The organism is Shimia sp. (assembly GCF_965227725.1).
Classification (GTDB): Bacteria; Pseudomonadota; Alphaproteobacteria; order Rhodobacterales; family Rhodobacteraceae; genus Shimia.
In genome coordinates, this window is the sequence record NZ_CBDDGH010000006.1 from 126,012 (window position 1) to 142,291 (window position 16,280).

11 protein-coding genes are annotated in these 16,280 nt (G+C 56.8%); 10 read left to right on the plus strand and 1 reads right to left on the minus strand.

Features of this window, described 5'->3' with window-relative positions; all coding sequences use genetic code 11:
* Positions 1-51 precede the first annotated feature (51 nt).
* Positions 52-804, minus strand: coding sequence for an acyltransferase (locus ACO07T_RS18565; protein ID WP_422050612.1), 753 nt, complete (start codon positions 802-804; stop codon positions 52-54).
* Positions 805-1,028: 224 nt separating this feature from the next.
* Between ACO07T_RS18565 and ACO07T_RS18570 the strand changes: the two genes are divergently transcribed.
* From ACO07T_RS18570 to ACO07T_RS18615, 10 genes are all read left to right on the plus strand, one after another.
* Complete coding sequence (locus tag ACO07T_RS18570; RefSeq protein ID WP_422050613.1) at positions 1,029-2,600, plus strand: glycerol-3-phosphate dehydrogenase/oxidase; 1,572 nt, start codon at positions 1,029-1,031, stop codon at positions 2,598-2,600.
* 670 nt (positions 2,601-3,270) lie between these two features.
* Positions 3,271-4,761 (plus strand): UbiA family prenyltransferase, encoded by a 1,491-nt coding sequence (locus ACO07T_RS18575; RefSeq protein ID WP_422050614.1) that lies wholly within the window; start codon positions 3,271-3,273, stop codon positions 4,759-4,761.
* Complete coding sequence (locus ACO07T_RS18580; protein ID WP_422050615.1) at positions 4,758-5,177, plus strand: GtrA family protein; 420 nt, start codon at positions 4,758-4,760, stop codon at positions 5,175-5,177. The genes ACO07T_RS18575 and ACO07T_RS18580 overlap by 4 nt, the downstream gene beginning before the upstream one ends.
* The gene (locus ACO07T_RS18585) at positions 5,174-6,520 is read left to right on the plus strand and encodes an FAD-binding oxidoreductase (protein WP_422050616.1); all 1,347 of its coding nucleotides are present in this window, start codon (positions 5,174-5,176) and stop codon (positions 6,518-6,520) included. Before ACO07T_RS18580 ends, ACO07T_RS18585 begins: the two co-directional genes overlap by 4 nt.
* Positions 6,517-7,260, plus strand: a complete 744-nt coding sequence (locus ACO07T_RS18590) for an SDR family oxidoreductase (protein ID WP_422050617.1) — start codon at positions 6,517-6,519, stop codon at positions 7,258-7,260. Before ACO07T_RS18585 ends, ACO07T_RS18590 begins: the two co-directional genes overlap by 4 nt.
* A 16-nt stretch (positions 7,261-7,276) precedes the next feature.
* Positions 7,277-8,911, plus strand: coding sequence for a hypothetical protein (locus ACO07T_RS18595; protein WP_422050618.1), 1,635 nt, complete (start codon positions 7,277-7,279; stop codon positions 8,909-8,911).
* A 6-nt stretch (positions 8,912-8,917) separates the two neighbouring features.
* A complete protein-coding gene (locus ACO07T_RS18600; RefSeq protein ID WP_422050619.1) occupies positions 8,918-10,375 on the plus strand; it encodes an oligosaccharide flippase family protein in 1,458 nt (485 codons plus the stop codon).
* A 499-nt stretch (positions 10,376-10,874) separates the two neighbouring features.
* The gene (locus tag ACO07T_RS18605) at positions 10,875-12,620 is read left to right on the plus strand and encodes a hypothetical protein (RefSeq protein ID WP_422050620.1); all 1,746 of its coding nucleotides are present in this window, start codon (positions 10,875-10,877) and stop codon (positions 12,618-12,620) included.
* A gap of 144 nt (positions 12,621-12,764) precedes the next feature.
* Positions 12,765-13,757 carry an NAD-dependent epimerase/dehydratase family protein gene (locus ACO07T_RS18610; RefSeq protein WP_422050621.1) on the plus strand — a complete coding sequence of 331 codons (993 nt, stop codon included), beginning with the start codon at positions 12,765-12,767 and terminating at the stop codon, positions 13,755-13,757.
* A gap of 347 nt (positions 13,758-14,104) precedes the next feature.
* On the plus strand, positions 14,105-16,276 hold the full coding sequence (locus ACO07T_RS18615) for a GumC family protein (protein ID WP_422050622.1): 2,172 nt from the start codon (positions 14,105-14,107) through the stop codon (positions 16,274-16,276).
* Positions 16,277-16,280: the final 4 nt, after the last annotated feature.

The window sequence follows — 16,280 nt, forward strand, 5'->3', positions numbered from 1 at the left end:
ATGCACGGATTTGGAAAAGGGCCGTCCGGCGTTGTGCGGGGGTGGCGCAGATCAGCTGCGGTGGCGGATAACGCGGGCGGGAACGCCTGCGACTATGGCGTTGTCTTCCACATCGCTGGTGACCACCGACCCCGCTGCAATCACCGCGCCGTTGCCGATGCGGACCCCATCCAGAATGGAGACATGCGCGCCAACCCAGACGTCATTTCCCAAGACCACAGGGCCTTTGGTTTCCAGACCTTGCGACACCATGGGGCCTTCGCCAAGCGCCATTTTGTAGCGCCCGCCGCCGAAATAGCATTGGCCTGCGATGATGCAGTGATCGCCAATTTCAATGCCCGACACACCGCTGAGATTGCATTGGCTGCCAATGGAGCAATCCGCGCCAATGCGCAGGTGGTTGTTTTTCACGAGCAGCACCGTGTCGCGTGCAATCAGGGTGCGGGGGCCAATGGAAAAATCATCGGCAGAAGCCGCGCCGCGCGCGTCGAGCGCACAGCCGTCATCAATGGTCACGCTGTCGCCCAGCGTCATGCGGGTGGGGCAGCGCAAAGAGATATTGCGGCCAAAATTGACGCCTTTTCCGGTTTCGGCAAATAGGCCGGGGAATAGGTGTTTTCTGAGAAAGAAGCCCAAAGCGCCGCGCGTGCCAGCCGCAAACATCATGGCAAATTCATATCGCAAAAATGCGCTGAAACTGGAATTGCCGACAAAGAATTTCTGATATTTTTGCAGGGCAGAGCTGTCGTCGTTTAACGCATCAACGACGCGGTCTTTTTTAAGAGTGTCGCGCTCACTTTCCACCAGCGTCCCCTATAAACAACCCAAGCCTGATTTGCGTAGCACCAAAAAAGCGGGCCTCGCAAGATGCCTGCGCAGAGTGTGGTGATGTGGTCACGCAGGTGATGCCTCAATTCCTCAGCGCGGCAATTGGCAGCATGACAAACGGTGGGAAATTGCGTCTTATCAAAGGCGGTTATTTGATTAAGTGGCCGTTTTTAATAGATTCGTGCACCATTGGTGACTTTATGAAACGTGATTTGTCAGAGCTGTCGACGCGGCAGTTTGATCTGGTTGTTGTGGGCGGCGGTGTGCTGGGGGCCAGTGTGGCGCGGGATGCGGCGCTGCGCGGGTTGAGCGTGGCGCTGGTGGAGCAGGCCGATTTTTGCAGTGCCACAAGCCACAACTCCCTGAAGACCATTCACGGCGGCATCCGCTATCTTCAGCATCTCAATTTCAAGCGGGCGGCTGAATCGATCCGTGAGCAGCAGATTTTTCTGCAGACCGCGCCGCATCTGGTGCAGCCGATGCGGTTTCTGATGCCTGCTTACGGGTTTGGCATGCGGGGGCCTGCCGCGCTTGGCATTGGGGTGGCGCTTTATGAGCTGCTCAATGCCTGTGTGGCCCTAATAGACGGGCGCAGGCTCAAGGCGCCGAAGGGGCGTGTTCTGGGAGCGAAGCGCTATCGTGAGATGGTACCGGGCATGGAGGATCAGCCCTTAAGCGGCGGGGCGATGTGGATGGATGCGCAGGTCTCGCTGGCAGATAAGGCGGTGCTGCAGATGTTGCAGCAGGCGGCGGAGCATGGGGCTTCGGTGGCCAATTATGTGACCGCAGATGCGCCGCTGTTTCGGGAGGATGATCCGCAGGTGATCGCTGGCGTTAAAGCGCGGGACATGCGCAGCGGGGCGTGTTTTGACATTCAGGGACATGCGGTTGTCAACGCAACCGGCCCCTGGGCGGCCAGCTGGATCAACGGTGCGGATGAAGCGCAGCTCTCAATGCAGCTCGGGCTGGTCAAAAGCATGAATTTGGTGACCCGCAAGCCGGCGCTGCCGCATGGGGTGGCCGTGCGCAGCAACCGCGCCTCTGACTCCAAAGTCGACAGCGCGAACCGCATGTTTTTTGTGGTGCCCTGGCAGGGCAAAACCATGATCGGCACCACCCATGTGGCCCATGAGGGCGCAGAGGTGGATGATCGGGTTGGGCCGGGTGATGTGGCTGATTTTGTTGAAGAGTTCAATGAGGTCTACCCGGAGCTGGGGCTGACGCCTGAGGATGTGCTTTACAGTTATGCGGGGCTGGCGCCTGCGATGCAGGAAGAGGGCGCTGAGGCGGTGCCGCTGCATGAGAGCGAGATTATTGACCATGGTATCGTGGACGGGATTGTCGGGCTGTTCAGCATTGTCAGCGTCAAATGGACCACCGCGCGGCTGGTGGCGGAGCAGACGGTTGATCAGCTGTTGGGCGCAGAGGCAAAGGCGCGGCCCTGCCAGACGCGCAGCGTGGATTTGCCGGATTATGAAAACATGCCGCATGAGATTGCCGGACTGACGGAGGCGCAGCTGCGTGCCTTTGTGCGCCAGCATGTGGACGGGACGCAGGCTTGGCGGCTGAGTGATGTGTTGCTGAGGCGCACAAATGATCTGGTGTTGGGCGCGATGAGCGCGCAGCAATTTGAGGTGGTTGTCAGCGAAATGGCAGCGCTTTTGGGTTGGAGCGAAGAGACGCGGAGCGCGGAGATTTCGCTGGTTTTGGAGCGGCTTTCCAATGCGGCGCAGAAAGCGGATCTCTCTGCGCAAATCGAGTTGATTTCCTGACGTTCGATATAACGGTGCGGGTTTCAATATTGCTGTGAATGGGACCGCTGTTATGCGGCAATCATGCCGCGTTTTTTGGCAAGTCGGGGTTCAGAATTGCCGTTGTCAGGATAAAGCTAGGCCCATCACAAGGCTTGGGCTAAATATTGAAGTATTGATTCTTTAATTTATGAGGCCCACCCATGGGTGTTGACGGTACTTTTTCTCGGCCTGTCAAAAACTTGATTGCCAGCAGCCTAAATCTTTTGCCGAAATCGGCCGCGGGGTGGCCCAAGTAGGACGCTGTCGCTGATTGTGGAATTGAGCCACAAATCGATAGCTCGCTTTTTGATGCGATGCCGCAAAAAAATGAATAATTCGGCTGTGATGTGCGTGCGGATGGCCGCATAGGAACGCCTAAAAACGGGGATATGAATACACGCGCATTATTGGTCAGTGCTTCGAACCAATTTAGGTGAGGGCGGGTGCGTATTTCTACGCCAACTTGCTGTGGATGGCGGACCATTTGCCGCTCTGCGGCTTTTTTAAATGACTGGATATTGCGCAAAACGATATTTTGGCAACTCTGAGAGCCAAGTTACGCTTTCTTGAACAGCTATCGCTTGGTTTAGAATAAAGCTTGGGGTTTCCTACTTTTAGATTTTAGACTTTTTTGGTTTTGGATTAAATTATGACGACGATAGGAGCACAGCGCGGATCTGCGGACGCTCTTGAATTTGACATGTCTGATACTGTGGACATTCCGTTGGTCGTTGATTTGGACGGCACGCTGACCAAGTCAGATACGATGCACGAAGCGCTATTGCTGTTGATTGCAAAGCAGCCTGCAAAATTGCCTCAGATTGTCTCGTGGCTGTTTGCGGGGAAAGCGCAGTTCAAAGACAAGCTGGCCGCCGAAATGGTGGTTGATGCCGACAGCGTGCCGCTGCGTGAGGATGTGTTGGCGCAGATTTCTGCGGCCAGAGAGAGCGGGCGGCAGGTGCTGCTGGTGTCGGCCTCAAACCACAGACAGGTGAGCCTGATCGGGGATCAGCTGGAGCTGTTTGACGAGGCGATTGGCTCGGATGCGCAGCGCAATCTTGCAGGCAGCGCCAAGGCGCAATGGCTTGTGGATCGGTTTGGCGAGCGGGGCTTTGATTATATCGGAGATTCCAGCGCCGACCTTGAGGTTTGGCCCAAGGCGCGCAAGGCGATCACCATCGGGGCCAAGCCGGCGGTGCGCGCACGTGTGGATGCGATGGATGTCGAGGTCACCCATCTGGACAGGAATAGCGATGAAAGCGCGACGCGCAAAGCGCGCCACTACCTCAAAGCGATGCGGCCGCATCAGTGGCTGAAAAACCTTTTGGTGTTTGTGCCCGCGCTGGCCGCGCATGAGATGTCGATGCTGCTGCCCTCGTTCTTTGCCTTTTGCGCCTTCAGTCTCGCGGCCTCCAGCATCTATTTGATCAATGATATGCTCGACTTGCACGTGGACCGGCAACACCCGCGCAAATGCAAACGTCCGTTTGCGGCGGGCACCATTCCGGTGGCCCATGGGGTTGTGCATTCGGCGGCGCTGTTTTTGACGGCGATGGTGATTGCGGCCTTCCTGCCATCGGCCTTTGCATTGGTTCTGGTGGGCTATGTGGCGCTGACCTTTGCCTATTCTCTGGTGCTCAAGCGCAAATTGATGATCGATATCTGGACCCTTGGTGCGCTTTATACGATCCGGATTGTGGCCGGTGGCGCGGCCAGTGGCATTCCGCTGTCTGAGTGGCTTCTGGCCTTTTCGATGTTTGTCTTCCTTGCCCTGGCCGCGGTGAAGCGGATTTCCGAGCTCAAGGATCTGGAAGCGCGGGATTTGGACAGCACGGATGGGCGCGGATACAGCGTGGGCGATTTGCCTGTGGTGCTTGGGGCGATGCTGGCGTCCGGCTATTGTTCGGTGGTGATCCTGGCGCTTTATGTCTCCAACTCCAATGTGGCGAGCCTATACTCGGAACCAAAGCTTCTTTGGTTGGTGTGCATGATGCTGCTTTACTGGATCAATCGCGTGGCCATCATCTCCTATCGCGGAGAGATGGATGACGATCCCATTGTTTTTGCTCTCAAAGATAAGGTGAGCCTGATTGTCTTTGCCGCCTGCGGCGCGGTGTTTCTGGCGAGTGCGCAGCTATGACACTGACGCAACTTGTCACCCGCTACAGCGCGTTTGCGGTGGTGGCGACCATCGCAAACCTGCTGACGCAGCGCCTGTCCTTGGCGCTTTATGAAGGCAGTTTGGGGGTCCCGTTGGCGATTTTTGTCGGCACGGTTGTGGGGCTGGTGGTGAAGTTTCACCTCGACAAGCGCTGGATCTTTTTTGATGTCTCTAAGGAGGCGCAGAGCCGGAAATTTGGCCTCTACACCCTGATGGGGGTGATCACCACGGTGATTTTCTGGGGCTCGGAATATGGGTTCTGGTTGATCTGGCAGACTGATCTGATGCGGGAAGTGGGCGCCGTGCTGGGCCTGAGCGTCGGTTATTTCTGCAAATATCATCTGGACAAGCGGTTTGTGTTTACCCCTGCGGCTGGCGTCGGGGGGCATGCATGATCAAGACGCAGACGCTCTCAGGCTGGGGACGCTGGCCGCAGCGCAATTGCGCGACGGCGCCGCTTGATCCGGCAGGGTTTGACACGCTGCCGGTGGCTGCGGGCAAGGGCATGATCGCGCGCGGCTTTGGCCGGTCTTATGGCGATATTGCCATGAACCCGGACCTCACATTGCTGGGCACAGCGCGCAACCGGATCCTGTCTTTTGATGAGGACACCGGCACGCTTGTGGCCGAAGCGGGGTTGAGCCTCACCGAAATTCTGGAGGTGTTTGTGCCGCGCGGCTGGTTTCCTGCGGTGACACCGGGGACAAAATTTGTCTCGTTGGCGGGGCTGATCGCGGTGGATGCGCATGGCAAGAACCACCACAAGTTGGGCAGCTTTGGCGATCATGTTCTGTGGTTTGATCTTTATTGCGCGGACGGGCAGATCCGACGCTGTTCGCCGGATGAGAACAGCGCGCTGTTTTATGCCACGATTGGCGGCAATGGCTTAACGGGGCATATCCTCACGGTGTGCACGAAGCTGCTTTCGATCCCCTCGGGTTGGGTGCGTCAGACCACTCATGTGGCGAAAAACCTCGCTGACGCGATTGAGATTTTTGAGACCCACTACGATGTGACCTATTCTGTGGCCTGGATCGATTGTTTGGCCAAAGGCGCGCACCGCGGGCGCTCGCTGGTCTTTCTGGGAGAGCATGCTGCGCCTGAGGAATTGACTGCGGCTCACCGGAATCTGCCGTTTGATATTCCTCTGCGCAAGAAGCAGCGGATGCCGATGGATGCGCCGTCCTGGGCGCTGAACACCTACACCATTCGTGCCTTCAACCGGCTTTATCACAAGAAAAATTCTCAAAATCGCGCACCGCAGCTCGTTGACTATGACCGGTATTTCTATCCGCTGGATGCGATCCTGGAGTGGAACCGGCTTTATGGGCGCGGCGGGTTTGCGCAGTATCAATGTGCGCTGCCTTTGGCTGAGTCTGAGGCCGGGCTGACCAAGCTGTTGACCGCGATTTCTGATGCGGGGCTTGGGTCTTTCCTTGCAGTGCTGAAACGGTTTGGGCCCGGCGCGCCGGAGCGGCCTTTGTCGTTTCCGATGGAAGGCTACACGCTGGCGCTTGATTTCCAGCTGTCGCCGCGCGCGCTGACCCTGATGACCGCGCTCGATGAGATCACAACGGACCATGGCGGGCGTCTTTACATGGCGAAGGACAGCCGGATGAGCCAGCCGATGCTTGAGGCAGGATATGCCGAGGGTTTGCCTGCGTTTCGTGATCTGCGCGCCCAATCCGGTGCGCGCGGGCTTTTTCAATCTATGCAATCCCAGAGGCTGAACCTGTGACACCTGCCGACACTCCCGCATTGATCCTTGGTGCCCGGTCTGGCATCGCCCGTGGCATTGCCGTCGCGCTGGCCAAGCGCGGGCATCCCATCATGCTGGCCGCGCGCAATGCGCAGCGGCTGGAGGCGGATGTCTCCGATATATCCATCCGGCATAGCGTGGAGGTGTCCGCGCATGATTTTGATGTGCTGGATGTGGCGGGGCATCAGAGCTTTCTTGAGAGCCTGCCGATGAAGCCGGGCATCGTTATCTGCGCCATTGGTGTTCTGGGAGACCAGGAGGCGGATGCGGGGGACAGCGCGGCGACCCGGCTGATTGTTGAGAGCAATTTCCTCGCGCCCTGCCTGTTTCTGGAGCAGGTGGCGGCGCAGATGTCCGCCTCGGGGCGGGGCGGGCATATTGTTGGCATAGGCTCTGTTGCCGGTGACCGCGGGCGGGCCAAAAACTACGTCTATGGCTCCGCCAAGGCGGGGTTTGCGGCCTATCTTTCCGGCCTGCGGCAGAAATATGCGGCCAGCGCGCTGCATGTGATGACAGTGAAGCCGGGTTTTGTCCGCACCGCGATGACGGAGGGGATGGATCTGCCCGGGCCGCTGACAACCGACGCAGAGCCATTTGCCGAGCGCGTTGTGGCGGCGATGGAGAAGGGCAAGCTTGTCTATTACGACATGCGCTGGCGCGCGCTGATGGGTGTGATCACGCATCTGCCCGAACGTATTTTTATGAAGACCAAATTTTGAAGAGATCGGACGGCAGATGGATCAGCCACATAAATTCCAAGATTTTATACTGGCCCTCGGGCTGACCTGCATCGGGGCGGCGCTGGCGTGGTTTCTGTCTGGCGGTCTGCCGTTCATTGGCATTGATGATGCGGCAATCACCCGATCCTATGCTGAAAACGTCGCCAATGGGGCGGGGTATGTTTACAACGTGGGCGGCGAAAAGGTCGAAGGTTCCACCGCGTTTCTGTGGATGAGCATTCTGACGGTGGCCTATAGTCTGACGCCCACGCCGGAGTTTCTGATCATCGGATTGTGTGCGCTGTTTGCGCTCGGCGCGGTCTATATCACCCTGCGTCTGGTGCGGGCGCTGACCGATTGGCTGGACGCGCCAACCGGACCGGCGCTGTGGACCATGGCGCTGTTCCTGATGGCAAGCCCGGGATATTTCATGTGGTCGGTTTGGACCATGATGGAGCTGGCGCTTTGGTCGATGATGGTGATTTGGCTGGTGTTTCTGCTGGCCAGGCGGGTGGAGGACGACTTTGGCCCCGGCAACGGGCTGGGGCTGGTTCTTGCCGCCGCATTGATGCCCTTGGTGCGCCCTGAAGGTATTTTGGTGGCGGTGGGGCTGATCTGTCTGAGCTTTCTGCTCTCGCTGCGGTCCTGGCGCGTTCTGGGGCTGTCTGTCCTCGCGGCGGGCGGCTCTTTTGTGGCCGTCACCTTTTTCCGGCTGAGCTATTTTGGCCAGCCGTTCCCCAATACGTTTTATGCGAAGGTCTCCTCTGACCGGCTGCAGGGGTTGGCGGATGGGATGAAATATCTCTTTGATTTCCTGCTGCGCAGCCCGTTCACGGATATTTTGGTGATGATCTGGCTGGGGCTGACGTTTTGGGCGCTGTTTGAGGCGCGGCACAGCCGCCCCGGCACGCGCGCGCTGATCGTCGCAGCCGCGGCCATCTTTGGCCTGCTGATGACCTATGCGGCGCTTGGTGGCGATCACTTTGTGCTTTGGCGGTTCTATCAGCCGGTGGCGCCGTTGCTGCCTGTTGCGCTGGCGCTTCTGGTTGCTTTCGGGGCTGGGATGCCCTCCACAACTCTCGGTGCGGCGAAGGTGGCTGGCGCGGTTGCTGCGCTTGGCATCATGCTGATTGGCTGGGGGCAATATTACCAATCACGCTTTGATATCCGCAAAGAATATGTGCTGGTGGAGCAGGGGCTCGATTTCGGCGCGTTCCTGAATGAGGTGGAGCCGCGCCCCTCAATTGGTGTGGGTCCGGCAGGCGGCATTGCGCTGGCGTATGATGGGCACATCTATGATCTGCTTGGGCTGAACTGGGTTGAGATGGCCCATGCCAATCCCGTGAAGATCGGGATGCGCAACCACGCGAGTTTTGACAAGCCGACATTCTGGAAGCACCAGCCGGACGTGCTTGCCGCCTTCAACCGGGCCTGCACAAAAGATCAGGGGCTGGCGTTCTGGTCACATGCGGACAGCGCGTTTGACGGGCTATATTCGGATGCGGATTTTCAGGCGGCCTATGTGCCGGTTGCCTTTCGGGACACAACCCAATGCTGGCCAAGTTTCGCGCGGCATGAATGGTTGGCAAAAGCGACCCCAAGTGATGCGATCCTGGTCTATGATTGGGCAGATGTGATCAAGCTGGACTGATCCGCCATGGGCTCTGAAAACGGCAACACCGGGCATTCCACCAAGGGATTTTTTGTCAACGTTGGCTCCCTTGTGTCTGCACGCCTGTTTTTGGCGTTATCGCAGATTTTGGTTTTGCCGGTGGTGGCGCGTTATCTCACGGTGGATGAGTTTGCGCTCATTGCAATGGCGATGTCGCTGATTGTCTTTTGCAGCGTTTTGAGCGATGCGGGGCTTGGGCGGTCGTTGATCCGGACGCCGGAGTATGACCATGACGAATGGGTCAGTGTGTTTTGGCTGCTTGTGATGGTGGGGGGCGGTTTGATGGCTGTCATCCTGCTGGCCGCGCCGCTTTGGGCGTCATTTTTTGCGCAGCCGGAGCTGGTGAAGGTCATCGCGGCGCTGTCGGTGGTGCCTCTGATGCAGGCCATTGCCGCTACGCCCAACGCTGAGATCGAGCGGCGGGAAAATTACACAGGCATTGCCAAGGTGCAGACCATCACCACCGTGTTCAGCCTTGGCGCGGTGGTGATACTTGCGGTGCTTGGGGCTGGTGTCTGGGCGCTTGTCGCGCAACAGCTGGCGCTGGCCGGGGTCAGATTGGCCGGAATTCTGTACCTGTCCGAGTTTCGCCCCACGCGGGTATTCCGCCCCGCTCTGGTGAGGCCACACCTTGAGTTTGCCCGAAATGCTTTGATTGTGTCGGCCATTTCAGCCGTAAAAGCGCAGTCTGCGGTGATGAGCATCGGCAAGTTCAACGGGGAGGCGGCCTTGGGTCTGTTCTCCATGAGCGCCCGCTTTTCCAAATTGCCGCAGTTTGGGCTCGTTGGGCCAGCGTCCACGATTGTTTACGTTCGCATGGCGAAGGCTCAGCATGATCCCAAGCGGCTGGTCGACATCTATCTTAGCGCGATGAACCTGATGGCGACGGTTCTGTTTCCCATTCTGGCCGTGACAGCGGCTGCGGGGACGGCGGTGTTTACCGTGGTGCTCTCAGATGATTGGGCGCAGGTTGCACCGATTTTTGCCTTGTCGATTGCGGGGCTGACATTTGAGGCGATTGCGGTGGTTTTGCTGTCTTGCATTTTCCGGGCGACCAATCGCACGGATTTGCATGTGCGCCTTATGACGGAATCCGCGGTCCTTTATACGGTTATGGTTCTTTGCGCCGCTGCATTCTCGGATGTGCTTGGCGTGGCGACGGTGATCTCGGTCTGGGGGCTGGTCATTGTGCCGCGAGGTTGGATTTTGGCGCAGAAAATCGTGCCGATCAGTCTGGCAGATTGCGTCAATGCGATCGCCGCGCCGCTTTTGCTCTCTGTGGGTTTGGTCTGTGCCCATATCGGGCTGCGCACACTCTGGGAGCCGGGCCATGTTATGGAAATTCTATTGGCCGGGGGGCTGCTTGTTGTGGGGCTTGGCGGCACTATTTTGATGCGCCGTAAGACACTTCTGGAAGCGGTTGGGACGTTTAAACAGGCCTGAAAAAGTCAATTTGCGCAGAGTTTGTGCAGCGGTGTTTTTTCAAGGCATGAAATGCGCGGACACGGGTGATCGCCATATTTGACTGGCAAAAATGATGGGAAGACGGTAAGAAATAGTATATTCTTTAACGTGTATTTTTCTGCATTTGTTCAATTTTGTTTTTTGTTTTGAGGAGTTGGCGACGCATGTGCGGGCACATGTCTGTTGTGGTCCCTGAGAGGGCATCTGTCTGAATATTGAAAATCCAGAATTCAGTCAGATGATTTGGAGGGGTAGCGGAATTGTAATTTTGGGTGTTCACGCAATTTTGCATGCGGGAAAGCAACACTCGGGCTATCATCAACCAAAGACATAACAACATGTATGCATATGATATTTGGTCGAATATTCTGATTATATATTGCTGAATTTCTTTTGGGGGTGCGGTTATTGGGATGCCGCCTGAAGACGAAGCATTTGGTCGCCCGTTAATTTCTTGGGCGATCCAAGGAAGTGAATTGTGTTTGGAAGTTTAGAAGAAAATACTGCGCTGCCCGGTCGGGATGACACCAAATCGCACCTGCTGCGACTTCTGGGAATTGGCTTGATTTCGTTTGTGATGGCGATGCTCACCCGGGTGGGTTTGATCAACCATCCTCTAATCTATGATGAGCTTTATCAGTATTTGCCCTCGGTGAGTTGGCAGGAAAATCAGACCTTCACGGTGCTTGACGGGATCTATGACCGTGCCGCCCGGTTCTCGCAGTTCATAGCTTTCAGTTTTGACGTGATTGGTGAGCAATCGGCCTTTTCGGCGCGACTGATCCCCTCGGTGATCCCGGGCGCGCTGTTGGTGGCGTTGATTGTGTCGTGGGCTTATCACGTCAGCGGGCGCGTCGCGGCATTGATTGCGCTGTGCTTTCTGCTGTTTTGGCCCAACGGCATCGAGGTGTCCCAGTACATCCGGTTCTACTCCGCCCAAGGGGTGCTTTTTGTGGCGGGCGCGTTGCTGGTTTACACCGCGCTGACCGAGATCTCTTCTGTGATCTGGCGCGCGGCAGCGCTGGTTGCTGCGGCTGTTGCGTTCCTTGTGGCGCTGGATTTGCAGATGCTGACCGCGCTTGGCGTCGGGGCGATCCTGCTGTGGGTGCTGGTGGTTTTTATGCCCAGCTGGCTGCGCCGGTACCCGCTGCTTTGGTGGCTCAATGGTGCCATTGTGCTTGGCCTTGCGATCTTTTTCCTTAGCGGTGTGGCGTCAGAGGAAATCAACTGGCTATGGACCACTTACAACTGGGAACCTTGGCCGCATGTGGATGATACGACGTTTTATCACCGCAATTTCCGCGACAATTACCCGACCTTCTGGACGCTGTTTCCGGTGATTGCGATCATCGCCTTGCGGGCCAATTTTATGCCGGCCTCGTTTTGTCTGGCGCTTTTTGTCACGACTTTTCTGCTGCAGTCGTTTGGCGGTCTGAAAAACATTCGCTACCTCTATCCGACGATGCCGTTTTTCTTTGTTTTATGGGGCATTGGCTTGCAGGCAGTGCTGCCGGTGTTTTGGCGTTTCCTGAAGACCAGCGCGACGGAGGCGTCGGGCAATTTTGTGCCATCGGTGCTGAAAAAGCCTCTGGCATTTGCGGTTTTGGGGATCAGCGCGGGTTTTTTGATCTTTGCCAATCCCGCACTGCCACGTAGCGCCAAGCTGATCCTGGGCCAAGATGAGAACATGCTGCTTGGCAAGACGCGCTGGCAGTGGGAGGGCGCGGAGGCGTTTTTGACCCCCTGGCTGGCGGACAATCCTTTGATTGTCACCGACGAGGAGATGCGGGCTGTGGAATGGCTGGGGGACTTTGATCTCGCTTACAACAAGCCCAGATTCTCCGAGCTGCTTTATAGCGTCAGTCCTGATGCGCCGCCTTTTTCGGTGGATCGGCGCACCGGACGGCCCTTGATTGGAGACTATGCTGATTTCCGGCTGGTGGTGTTTTGCCACCCCGTAGGTGTTTTTGTCACCAACGAGGCGGGGGCGCGCAATGGCAATATCCTGCGTCTGCTGCAGGAGGCGCGGAGCGCGGATTTGAGTGTGTCGCTTCAGACCGGCCGGGGGATGGCGATGGTTGGCTGGCGACACAAGGCGCATATGGAGCTGCCGGAAGACTGTCGCAAGGTTCCAAATTTTGGTGACCCGTCTGCGGCTGGTCGTATTCTGTCTGGTGAATCCGTGCCGTGGAGTGTCGCCTCGTCCACAGTTCGGACACATTGAGAAGGGGATCTCTGTCGGCCAACAACGTGACTGCTTTCCATATTTGAGGACAGGATGTCACGAAACTGCGCCGCAGGTCGTTTAAGTTTTGGAGCAGATATTACGGATCTGCTTTTGAGAATTGATTTTTAGGAGTGCGAATTTATGAGCTCGGAGCCAATTTATCTCGTCACAGGTGCCGCGGGTTTTGTGGGAGAGCACCTCGTGCGGCACCTGAAAGGCGCTGGCGTGAAAGTGCGCGCGATGGTGCGCAAGCCCGCGCAGGCGGAGGCGTTAAAGTCTCTGGTCGATGAGGTGGTTATTGCGGATCTGGCGCAACCGGAAAGCCTGCCTGCGGCCGTGGAAGGGGTGGCAGGCATCTATCATCTGGCGAGTATTTTCCGACAAGAAGGGCTGCCGGACGAGACCTTCTATGACGTCAATGCCGAAGGCACGCGGCGCATTTTTGAAGCGGCGATTGCGGCGGGGGTGCCGCGCATCATTCATTGTTCCACCAACGGTGTGCACAGTGACATTGATCACCCTCCGGCAACCGAAGACTACCCCTTCAAGCCCGGCGACATCTATCAGGAAACCAAACTTGCCGGTGAGGAGATCGCGTCGGAGTATTTTGCGGATGGTCGTATGGCTGGCGTTGTGCTGCGGCCGACGATGATCTGGGGGCCGGGCGATGATCGGACGCTCAAAATGTTCCGCATGATCCAAAAAGGGCGTTTCTTTTTTGTCGGAGATGGCGGCACGCTGCACCATTGGGTTGATGTGCGCGATCTGGCGGCGGCGTTCCGGCAGGCGATGGAAAGCGACGTTAATAATGAGGCTTTCCTGATTGGCGGGCGCGAATATGTGTCATTGCGCAATATCGCAAATGAGATCGCCGATCAGCTGGGCAAACCCAAACCAAGTTTGCGTGTGCCGGTTGGGCCTATGATGCTTTTGGCGCATGCCACGGAAATTGTCTGCAAGCCCTTGGGAATTGAGCCGCCGATTTTTCGGCGCCGCGTCGGGTTCTTTATCAAAAATCGCGCATATGACATTTCAAAAGCGCATCGCATTCTGAATTTTCAACCCAAGCAGGATATTGCGGGAGAAATTGCAGATATTATCGAGGCTTACAAGAGTGATGGAAAATTGGCCTAAGGCCATTGAATTTAAGATTGCCGCCCAATTTGCGCCTGATTTTTCTGGTAATATTTCAATTATGAAGAAAGGATAGTGACGTTTAAACCACATGCTTTGTCGATATTGCCCGGTGTTAACCAGCTTAACGTAATTTTATTGTAGGAAAGCTGCGTGCATTGCTTAGCATAAAATTGATTTTGCGGTTTGAAGCCGAAGTTTAATAATACCACTGGGGAAGGGGTAAACGCTCGGTAAGTCTATGAGATTTCGAATTACTGTCGGGAAGAACCGCGACTCGACGGAATACAAATGAGTTTCTTTGAATACCAATGAATAGAGTTCTTTCACCTGATAGAAAGTTGGAGATGCGTCTGCCCAAAGCTGCGACATCTGCTCCGAAAATGCTGGAATTTTCCGATGTTATTCGCGCGCTGCGGCATCGGATTGCGCTTGTGCTTGCCACGGGCGTGCTTTGTCTGGGGGGCGCGGTTTACTACCTGTCGTCCATCACGCCGACCTATAGTTCCGGCGGACAGCTTTTGTTGGGTGGGCAGGGGCTCAGTGAACAGAACTCTTTTGATCTTGTGGAAGCTCAGGTGCTGAGCAACGCGGTGATTGAGGGGGAGATCGCGATTATGCGGTCCAATGAAATCCTCATCAACGTGGTGCAGAAGCTCAATCTGGACGAAGATCCTGAATTCAATCCGAGTTTGCGTGAAAAGCAGGTGCCCAATCCGGTGGTGACTTGGCTCAAGGATACAGCCAAAACCATTCTGGGCCGAGGCGAGAGCGCAGCGGATGATGAGGTGGTTGTTGTTGAAACAGCCTCCAATACAGCGGTTTTGGAGGCGGCCTCTCTGAACGAGCAGACCCTTGGTGAGTATGGCGCTTCGGTCGGGATTCTGCGCAAGGGTCTGTCCATTCGCCAGCAGGGCACATCCTTCCTGATGGCGGTTCAGGCCACGTCTGAGAGCCCGCAAAAAGCGGCGGCGATTTCCAACACGGTTATGACGGAATATATTCGCGTGCTTGCGGATAAACGGTTCCAGACGGCAAGTCGTTTCACCGGCTGGCTGGAGGGCCGGGTTGAGGAGCTTGCGAGCAACCTTGAAGAATCCGAGCGTGCCGTTTTGGAGCTGCGCAGCGTTATGGAGGCGGATGCTGACAACGGTGCCCGTCTGGATCAGCAGATGCAGGAATTCACCACCAAGCTGGTGAACGCGCGGGCGGAGCTGGCGCAGGCAGAGGCGCAGGTGCGTCGGGCGACGCTGGTGAATGAGCAGGATGGCCCGCTGGCGACCGCGAATATTCTTTCCAACGATGCGATTTTTGAGTTCCGCCGGGCGCTGGTGGATCTGCGCCGCGAAGAGGCCGAGGCCTCGCTGAGCTTTTCAGATGAGTCCGCGCGGATGGATTCAATCCGCCGTGCGATTTCCAAGACCGAGGCTGAGCTTGCCAATGAGGTTGAGAACCTGATTTTGCAGCTCAACAACCGCGTGGAGACACTGCGGCTCAACGTGCGCACGTTGGAGACCAGCCTGCGCAGCTTTGAAGGGTTGAACCTTGAGCGGTCACGCCAGCTGATCGAGATGAACCAGCTGCAGCGTGTGGCCGACATCAACCGCCGTGTGTATGAGGATTTCCTGGGGCGGTATCGCGAAATCAGTGAGTTTCAGGAAATTCCGATCTCCGATGCGAAGATCATCCGTTATGCCTCACCACCCAGCAGCCCGTCTCATCCACGCAAGAAAGTGGCGGCGATCCTGGCACTGGTGGGCGGGCTTTCGTTGGGGGCAGCTTTGGCCTTCATGCTGGAGTGGCGGCCCAGACGGCTCTCTGAACCAAGGCAGGTGTCGCGCGCAACCGGATTGCCGGTGTTTGGCAACACACCCCGTTTGAAGAAGATCCGCTCGGCTGAGAAGCTGCTTGCACAGCTTTCCAACGATGAGGCCTTTGCGCAGGCGGCGCTGAAGCTGGCGGATAACATCAATCTACACAGTGAACGATCGCTGAGGTCTCTGTTTGTGACCTCCTATGATGCCAACCAGAGCCGGACCAATACGGCGATTTTGCTGGCTTGGGCCAATGCGCAGCGCGGCCGCAAATGTGTGCTGGTCGACGGAGATTTCCGCACCGCACAGCTGACGGATAGTTTTGGTCTGAATGAACAGGCGAATTTCTTGTCCGCCATCCACAGCGACAAGCCTTTGAGTGAATGTCTGGTGGTGACGGATACGGCGGATGGATTTGACTGTATCGGCGCGGAAGTATCGGCGGCGGATCCCTCTGTGCTCTACAGCTCTGAGCGGATGCAGGACATGATTGCGCTGCTGCGCAAGGTCTATGATGTGGTCATCATTGATGCGCCCAGTCTGGAGGACAGCTCCAACAGCTTTGCCGGTTTGAATTCGCGTGATCTGGGTATCTTCACCATCGAGACCAACAAGATGACGCGCGATGGCATGAACCGCAGCCTGAATATGTTGAGAGATATGGATCTGGGCGGTGCGGGCATTGTCCTGAATGGGGCCAAGTGAAGCG

What these genes read in the sequence shown, in the direction of transcription:
- ACO07T_RS18570 (WP_422050613.1), top strand. Translation starts at nt 1,029, where the DNA reads ATGAAACGTGATTTGTCAGAGCTGTCGACGCGGCAGTTTGATCTGGTT.
- ACO07T_RS18575 (WP_422050614.1), top strand. Translation starts at nt 3,271, where the DNA reads ATGACGACGATAGGAGCACAGCGCGGATCTGCGGACGCTCTTGAATTT.
- ACO07T_RS18580 (WP_422050615.1), top strand. Translation starts at nt 4,758, where the DNA reads ATGACACTGACGCAACTTGTCACCCGCTACAGCGCGTTTGCGGTGGTG.
- ACO07T_RS18585 (WP_422050616.1), top strand. Translation starts at nt 5,174, where the DNA reads ATGATCAAGACGCAGACGCTCTCAGGCTGGGGACGCTGGCCGCAGCGC.
- ACO07T_RS18595 (WP_422050618.1), top strand. Translation starts at nt 7,277, where the DNA reads ATGGATCAGCCACATAAATTCCAAGATTTTATACTGGCCCTCGGGCTG.
- ACO07T_RS18600 (WP_422050619.1), top strand. Translation starts at nt 8,918, where the DNA reads ATGGGCTCTGAAAACGGCAACACCGGGCATTCCACCAAGGGATTTTTT.
- ACO07T_RS18610 (WP_422050621.1), top strand. Translation starts at nt 12,765, where the DNA reads ATGAGCTCGGAGCCAATTTATCTCGTCACAGGTGCCGCGGGTTTTGTG.
- ACO07T_RS18615 (WP_422050622.1), top strand. Translation starts at nt 14,105, where the DNA reads ATGCGTCTGCCCAAAGCTGCGACATCTGCTCCGAAAATGCTGGAATTT.